The organism is Falsigemmobacter intermedius (genome assembly GCF_004054105.1).
Lineage (GTDB): Bacteria > Pseudomonadota > Alphaproteobacteria > Rhodobacterales > Rhodobacteraceae > Wagnerdoeblera > Wagnerdoeblera intermedia.
This window is the reverse complement of record NZ_SBLC01000060.1, coordinates 3118-9706: the sequence shown is the minus strand read 5'-3', so window position 1 is coordinate 9706 and position 6589 is coordinate 3118. Positions and strand designations below refer to the sequence as shown.

3 protein-coding genes are annotated in these 6589 nt (G+C 60.7%); all 3 read left to right on the top strand.

Features of this window, described 5'->3' with window-relative positions:
- Positions 1–2982, top strand: a 2982-nt coding sequence (locus EP867_RS18045) for a type I secretion C-terminal target domain-containing protein (RefSeq protein WP_128490853.1), incomplete at its 5' end; no start/stop codon positions are given.
- Between the two features lie 119 nt (positions 2983–3101).
- On the top strand, positions 3102–5249 hold the full coding sequence (locus EP867_RS18040; protein WP_128490852.1) for a type I secretion system permease/ATPase: 2148 nt from the start codon (positions 3102–3104) through the stop codon (positions 5247–5249).
- Positions 5242–6435: an HlyD family efflux transporter periplasmic adaptor subunit gene (locus tag EP867_RS18035; protein ID WP_241656964.1), complete on the top strand. Its 1194-nt coding sequence runs from the start codon at positions 5242–5244 to the stop codon at positions 6433–6435. Before EP867_RS18040 ends, EP867_RS18035 begins: the two co-directional genes overlap by 8 nt.
- Positions 6436–6589 lie beyond the last annotated feature (154 nt).

The window sequence follows — 6589 nt, the reverse complement described above, 5'->3', positions numbered from 1 at the left end:
AGCCCGGTCATCAACACCGTGCCCGACACCACCGCGCCGCTGCTGCAAAGCGCGGAGACCAGCCTTTCGGAAAGCGGGGTCGAGCTTAACCCGATTTCGACGACCGGAAGCATGCAGCTGAGTGACGGAAGTGGCAGCGGCGTTGCAAGCGTTGCTGCGACGGGTCCTGCCGGACTGTCTTCCGGCGGCCAACTGCTGGTCTGGGATGCAGGGGTTTTCTCGGGTGACACCTTCACGCTGACCGGCTCCGCCGACGGGCAAGTGGTGGCGGTGCTGACTGTGACGACTGCAGGCGCCTACAGCCTGACCCTGAGCCAGCCCCTTGACCATCCGGTCGTGGGTGCCGCCGATACACTGTCGGTTGATTTTGCGGTGACAGCGACCGATGCCTCTGGCAATACGAGTGCGCCTGCGTCCCTGAGCATCGGTCTGGTCGACGGGCTGCCACAGGCCTCGGCGCCCGCGCTTTTCGCGGTGACTTCACCAACTACGGTCCCAATTACTGGGTCGATGGTCGATACATTTGGGGCCGATGGCGCAGGTCGTGTTTCGCAGATCAGCCTCGACGGGATTGTATTCAGCTATGACGGCGCCGGTGCCCCGGTTGTCACCGGAAGCTCTGACCTGGTGCCCAGTAGTTCGTTTTACAGCTTCGACGCGCCGACCGATACCCTGACCGTCGGGACGATCAGGGGCGAGACCTTTGCGATCAACATGGCAACAGGCTCCTATAGTTATGACGCAACCGGTGTCTCACTGATAGCAGCCGAGACGCAGCAGGCGCCGACTGTCGCGCTAGGGGAATCGAACAGCCTTCTTGATCTGGTCAGCCTTGAAGCGCTGGGTCTACTCGACTTCAGCGAGCAACAGGCCTTCCAAGCAGTTGATCCAAACAACAACATCACCTCAGTGACGATCTCTCTCACGGCGATCGATATTTCACTGGGCGCGGCGTTCCAGGCATCCTCGGCACTGGCGACCGAATTCGGCCTCCAGGTCGACAACAGCAACGACTTGGGGATTTTAGATTTTAGCGCATCGATCACGATCTCGGCGATTGGCGGAGGACCGATAGACAACCAAAGGCTGAATGAGTTCCTCGGAACGGTCTATTTTAGTGACGCGTTGTTCATCGGTCTGGGTAGCACCTTCGCGATCTCGGCCCAAGACTCGACCGGCTTCAGCGACACCGAATCGCGCAGCGATCTACTGAGCCTGTCGTTGCTGTCGAACAACAGCCCCACCTACCTCACGGAGGGCGGCATTGGAGCTGACAGCCTTGTCGGCGGCGCAGGCGAAGATCGCATCTATGGCTACGAGGGCAACGACACGATCAGTGGCCTTGGTGGCAGCGACATCCTGCGCGGCGGGGCGGGCAACGACAGCCTGAATGGTGGTGATGGCTTGGACATCCTGAGCGGTGGGATCGGCAACGACACGATGAGCGGCGGTACAGGCATCGATCTTTTCCTGTGGGAAAAAGGCGATGGTGCAACGACGGGCAGTCCGGCTGTCGATACCATCACCGATTTCGACGCACGGCCAGTGCCTAACGGCGGCGACATTCTGGACCTGAGTGGCCTGCTGATCGGCGAGGGGAAGATCGGTTCCACGAGTCTGAACCTGACGAACTATCTGCATTTCGCCTATGATCCTGCAGGTACTGGCGCGACGGTCGTTTCGATCAGCACGACCGGCGGTTTCCTTGGCGGCTTCGCTACGGGGGCTGTCGATCAGGAGATCCGTCTGGAAGGCGTCAACCTTGTGGGGGATGCCGCCAGCATGACAGCGGTGATCGAGGCCCTGCTTGCGAATGGCAACCTAGTCGTGGACGAGGCGACCCAAGCGACATCGGTTCTGGGTGGGACCACGGTTGTCAATGGCGTGATCGTCGATGCTGAAGGCGACAGCGCCGCGACCAGCGTGACCTTTGACGGCAGCGGCATGACACTGCCACCCGCTGATCCGCTGGTGCCCAACAACGTGGCCCCCGAAGTGCAGGTGGGCAGCAACGCCCTATTGTCGATCCTTGGCCTTGACGCGCTTGGGGTTGTTCTGCTGGGACAGCAGCATCTGACGGCAGCGGATGCCAACGGCAACCTTCGCTCTGTCACCCTGCGCTACAGCCCGCTGATAAGCGTCGATCTGGTGCCCCTTGAACTGGCCGGTTCGCAAGCGCTTGCGGCAGAACTCGGGCTCAAGCTTGAGGTCGTGAACAACCCTGGCCTTTTGGGTCTGGTCGCCCCAAGCTCGACGCTGCAAATCACGGCGCTGAATGGGGGCAACATTGACAACCTCGCGATCAACGAACTGCTTGCGACCGTGCAGATCGCCAATGCCGCAACCCTCCTCGGGCTGAACGTCGACCTGAATGCGGCGGTTCTAGACAACCTGTCGATTACCGCGACAGACAGTTCCGGTGCCACTGCAACCGACACGATCGGCCGTTTGCTGGACGCCAACGCCCTGAACACGCTGCTGGGTGATAGCCTGCCGTATCAAGAGGGCGACTCTGACAGCGAAACGATGACGGGCACCGCGGCCGCCGACCGGCTTTATTCCTATGCGGGTGATGACACGCTGCAAGGCAACGGCGGAGCGGACATCCTGCGGGCCGGTGATGGCGATGACCTGATCCTGATCGCCGACGACGGCTTTGTGCTGCTGGATGGGGGCACCGGGCTGGACATCCTGCAAGTCGCCGGCGGCACAGCCATCGACCTGACGGGCCCGACGCGCGCAACCTCGATCGAGACAATCGATCTGGGCGCCGGCGATGCCGGGAGTTCGCTGACGCTAGACGAAGAAACGGTTCTCGCCCTGACCGATGCGCCCGACCTGTTGCGCATCACCGGTGACAGCGCGGACAGTGTGACCGCACTTGGTGCCGTCGCTGGCGGAGTGAGTGGTGGTTTCCAGCTTTACACCCTCGGTGGAGCGACTTTTGAAGTGGAGGAGGCGGTGACCGTTTTCACCACTTGATAGGTTGCGCTAACTCGGCCGTGACAAGGCGTGAAAATCCAAGCACCTTGTCACGGCGACAGGCACAAACTTTGCACAAAGTTATCTGATCGGCCCGTCCCGCCCAACAAGGAAAAAAGTTGCAACAAGAACAGCCACTAGCAAATCTTATACCGTGTCAGGACGACGGTCTACGTCAAGGCTTAGTCCTGTTGTGCCGTCACTTCGGGCGCGACACACGAGAGGCGGAACTCGCCGAAGGTTTGCCGCTGACGGCTGGACGCCTTGCGCTTGACGATGTGCCCCGAGCCTTGCGGCGTGTTGGACTGACCGCAAGGATCGCCCATATGCGCCCAACCGAGATTGAGCCGCTATTACTCCCTGCACTGCTTGTCCGCAAGGACGGTGGGACCTTCTTGCTCATTGAGTGGCACGAAGACAAAGCGGTCGTGCTTTTGCCCGAGGTGGGCGGCGGTGAAGTTCAACTTGGCCGCTCGCAGCTCGTCGATACAGTGACAGGCACCACCATCTTGGCAAGGCCGCGTTATCGCGGCGATAGCCGCGCGGAAAACTATGCGCGTCGCATGGACGAACACTGGATGCGGGGCCCCCTTCGGGACTGCTGGCCGATCTTCGCCGAGGTAGGAGTTGCATCCTTTTTCGTCAATCTGCTGGCCGTGGTGACTTCGCTCTTCGCCCTGCAGGTCTATGACCGTGTCATCCCGACAACTGCATATGACACCTTGTGGGTCCTGACCATCGGCGTCGGCATTGCCGTCTTTCTAGAGTTCATGCTGCGGTCGCTGCGCGCACATCTTCTGGATGCGACCGGAAAGCGGCTTGACAGGGAACTTTCGTCCCAGCTTTTCGCGCAGCTGTTGCAGATGCGCCTTTCTGCCCGTCCGGGTTCGACGGGCGCATTCACAGGACAGTTGCGTGAATTTGAAACTGTGCGCGAATTTCTGACGGCAGCAACAGTGGGAGCCATTAGCGATCTTCCATTTCTCGCACTGTTTCTGTCGCTGATCGCCTTTGTGGGCGGGCCGATCGTCTGGGTGCCGCTTGCTGCGATCGGGCTAATGCTTTTGCCCAGCCTGTTGCTCCAAGGCCGCCTCGCCGCCCTCTCGCGCCAAAACCTGCGCGAGGGAGCGGTAAAGCAGGGGCTGCTGCTTGAGGCAGTCGAGCATCTGGAAACTATAAAGACAACCCGCTCTGAAGGTCGCAACCTGCGCCTTTGGGAAGAGCTGACCGAACAACTCTCTCAGGACAGTTTGGAATTCCGCCGCCTGTCGGGCTTTTTGCTGCACAGTGCCGGGATGGTACAGCAATTGTGCTATGTCGGGGTGGTGGTCTACGGCGTCTATCGGATCGGTGCGGGCGAGATGACACAGGGCGCGCTGATCGCCTGTTCGATGCTTGCGTCGCGCGCTGTCGCCCCGATCAACCAGATGACGGGCATTCTAGTGCGTTGGCAGCATGTCAAGGCAGCCATCGAGGGACTTGACGCTGTGATGGCGGCGCCAGTCGAGCGTCCGCCGGGCCGCGCCTTCGTGCACAAATCCGCTCTGAGAGGGCACTATCGGCTGGAAGGGATCCAGTTCCGCTATGGACCCGAGGCTCCACTCACGCTGGATGTCACAGCGCTCGAAATTGCAGCGGGGCAGCATGTCATCTTGTTGGGAAACAACGGGGCGGGGAAATCCAGCCTGCTCCGCCTGATGTCGGGCCTGCGCGAGCCCGATGCTGGCCGTATTCTCCTCGATGATGTGAGCCTGGGCCAGATCGATCCGGCCGACCTGCGCCGGTCGATTGGCTATCTGCCTCAGGAAATAGCGCTGTTTCACGGCACATTGCGGGAAAACCTGCTTCTTGATGGTGAGGCGCATGACGACGAAGCCCTGTTCTCTGCGCTGGATGCCACCGGGCTGGGCCCCGCAGTACGGGCCCATCCTTTGGGGCTCGACATGGCTATCACCGGGTCAGGCAGCCTTTCGACGGGCCAAAGGCAGGCGGTCGGCATTGCCCGAGTTATTCTGCAGGATCCCCGGATCGTCTTGCTGGACGAACCAACTTCCAGCCTCGATCAGGCGGCAGAGGCCCGTCTGATCGGCTACCTGCAAGAATTTCTCAAGGGTCGAACTGTTGTAATTTCCACGCATAAACGCGCACTTCTCGGCTTGGGAACACGCGGGGTCGTGTTGCAGGCGGGCAAGGTTGTGATGGATGGCAATCTGAGTGACCTTATGAGCGGATCACAGGCAGGCCGCCAGGAGATGCGCCTTGGCTAACAGAGATTTCAAGCCCGGCCATGTTCGCCTGCAGGATGCCGTCGTGGCCGAACAGGCCATGATCACACGCACAGCCCGGCGGATGATGTGGACGTGCATACTCGTCGTTGCCTGCTTTCTGGGCTGGGCGTCCTTGGCGCGGATCGATGAGGTCACACGCGGCGAGGGGCGGGTTATCCCGCTCAGCCGCCTGCAACGCATTCAAAGCCTCGAGGGCGGCATCCTTGAGACCATGCTTGTGCAGGAAGGTGACATCGTCGAGGCAGGCCAGCCATTGTTGCAGCTGGACGATACCCGCTTTGCTGCGGCCTTTCTGGAAGGTCAAGCGCAGGCGCGGAGCCTTCGCGCAGCCATCGCCCGGCTCGCGGCAGAAGCGCGCGGCGAGGACCATATCTATTTCTCTGAGGGCGTCCCGGCCAAAAGCCCCGAGGCGCTGGACGAACAGGCGCTGTTCGACGCCCGGCGCAACAACCTCCGTGAACGCAGCGCCGCTCTAACATCGGAACTCGACATCGCCAAGCGCCAGCTGTCGTTGCTCGAGCCACTGGTCCAAAGAGGTGCCGTCAGCGAGATGGACTTGTTGCGACTGCGACAGGATACGGAACGCCTACGCGGAGAGCTGACCGAACTGCTAACGAGCTACACCCAGGACGCCTATACCGAGCTTTCCGCGCGCAAGGCCGAGCTGGGCGCGCTGGAACAGTCCCTGCGCCAACGGGAAGACCAATTGCGCCGCACCGAGATCGTTTCGCCGGTACGCGGCATGGTGAACAATATTCTCGTGACCACTCGTGGCGGCGTCATCCAGCCGGGCGAAGCCATCATGGAGATCCTCCCCCTCGACGAACAACTGCTGATCGAGGCAAAGGTGCGCCCTCAGGACGTCGCGTTTCTGGCGGTTGGAATGACGGCCAGGGTCAAGATCACTGCCTATGACTATTCGGTCTACGGCGATCTGACGGGACGGCTGGAGCAGATCAGCGCCGATACCATCGAAGAAACCACGCTCCGCGGCAAGGAGGTCTATTATCAGATCCTTCTGCGAACGGAGAGCAACGCCCTTCAACATAATGGCCAGATCCTACCTATCCGTCCGGGAATGATTGCCGAGGTCGATATCATCAATGGCAATCGCCCGGTCATCAGCTATTTGCTGCGGCCTATTCTCAAGGCGCGGCTGAACTAATTTCATGGACATCCGATGTTGATTGCCGCTTAGAACTGACCCCGGGTCAGTTCTGCGCGGAAAATCACACCCAGGCAACAAAACTGCGCTTGAAGGCTTTGGTCTGCGTCAGCTCAATCCCGCCGTGCTCGGCCGCATATCCCAGAATGAGACG